The organism is Escherichia sp. Lx600-2, from assembly GCF_036662595.1.
Taxonomy (GTDB): domain Bacteria; phylum Pseudomonadota; class Gammaproteobacteria; order Enterobacterales; family Enterobacteriaceae; genus Escherichia; species Escherichia coli.
The window spans coordinates 1-1,574 of record NZ_JAYQWM010000217.1; the positions used below are offsets into that span (position 1 = coordinate 1).

The 1,574-nt window shown below is 42.6% G+C and carries 1 protein-coding gene; it reads right to left on the minus strand.

Annotated features, from left to right (window positions below; translation table 11 throughout):
- The coding region (locus OQV04_RS24535) for a sulfatase family protein (protein ID WP_332643232.1) at positions 1-1,564 on the minus strand (1,564 nt) is incomplete at its 3' end.
- Between the last annotated feature and the right edge of the window lie 10 nt (positions 1,565-1,574).

Here is a 1,574-nt window from a genome sequence, read left to right on the forward strand (position 1 = left end):
CAGAGAGATCTTTAGTTTGTTGCAGATCGTTGATATCGTACAGAGCTAGTTTATTCTCTGCATAGGTGTAAACCAGAGAATAATCGTTGCTTCTTACAGTGTATGCAAACTGGCTTAAGTCTTCTGTATGTGGGTTGTGCGGATAATCATCAGACTCTTTTCTCACGAATTTATGATATCCGTTCCAGAATGCAGTGTTCTCTTCGTCCCACCAGTGAGAATAAGAGGTAATCCAGGACAGATATTTGTGAGGTTCGCCAGCTGCAGATTTCTTATCAGCTCCTTTCTGTACATATGGCAATAATGATACACCATCTAGTTTCAGAGAAGCAGGGATCTTGATATCTGCGGCATCTAAAGCGGTCGGATAGAAGTCCATTGATGAAACCAGTTTGTCATAATCACCCGTTTTCAGCTTGCCATTCCACCACATGAACATAGGTGTATGCATACCACCCGGATACGGTTGGCCTTTGTAACCAGCCTGCGCACCATTCAGTGGCAGTGGACCATCAATTACAGCACCGTTATCAGAGGTGAACAGAATGATGGTGTTGTCGTACTGACCTTTTTCCTTAAGTGTATTCAGGATCTTTTTAACCCCCTGGTCAACGGAGTAAATTGACGCATAATAGTTATCAGCAGTCTTGCTACCAGTGTTGAATTTCTCCTGATAGTTTTTAGGCGCAGGCTGATCGTTAGGCAGGTGTGGTGCACTGTATGCCAGATAAATCATAAATGGCTGTTCCAGTTTGCTTGCACGGTCAATTACACCAATTGCTTCATCAGTTAATTGATCACTAATGTACCCTTCAGCTTTAATGTTTTCACGGTTACGGAACAATGACGGGGAGTTATAAAGTGAAACGCCGGATGCGTGATAGCCCATGAAGTAGTTGAAGCCACGATTCTGAGGTTGCCATTCTTCTGCGGAGAAGGTGGTGAAGTTATCGTGGTAGTCACGGGTTTGTTTTTCTTCAGGCACACCTACGTTGCTGATTTTTGATAAGTGCCACTTACCGATTGCTGCAGTGTAATAACCATGATTCTGAAGTAATTCAGACAGGAATGTTTCTTCCAGAGGGATACCATCCTGTGCATCAGAATTTGAATATACACCGAAGCGAGCAGGAGCTCGCGCCGTCAGGATTGCGGCACGTGAAGGGCCAGAGACACCGTGTGCAACATAGCCGTTAGTGAATTTTACACCTTCGTCCATCAGGGCCGCTAATGTTGGAGTGGATTTTTTTGCAGCTTCAATTGCTTTATCAATACCTATTTTGTATGTATCAACAACATTTCGGTTATCCATCGTTTTAGGGTCAAATGAACTATCATCAAAAGGCAATTGTCCATACCCTAAATCATCCATTGTTAAAACAATGATATTTGGCTTACCTTTAGTGCTGTATTCCGTCGGCGTGAAGTCCGCAAAGGCAACATTGGTTTTTGTTGCTTTGAGCTTAACATCATCTGCTGCATTTGCAGTACTCATCATCAGACCAGATGCTAATATAAGTGATATTGATGAGTTAAGCAGTTTTTTATTTAACTGATGTTCCATATGGTATTCC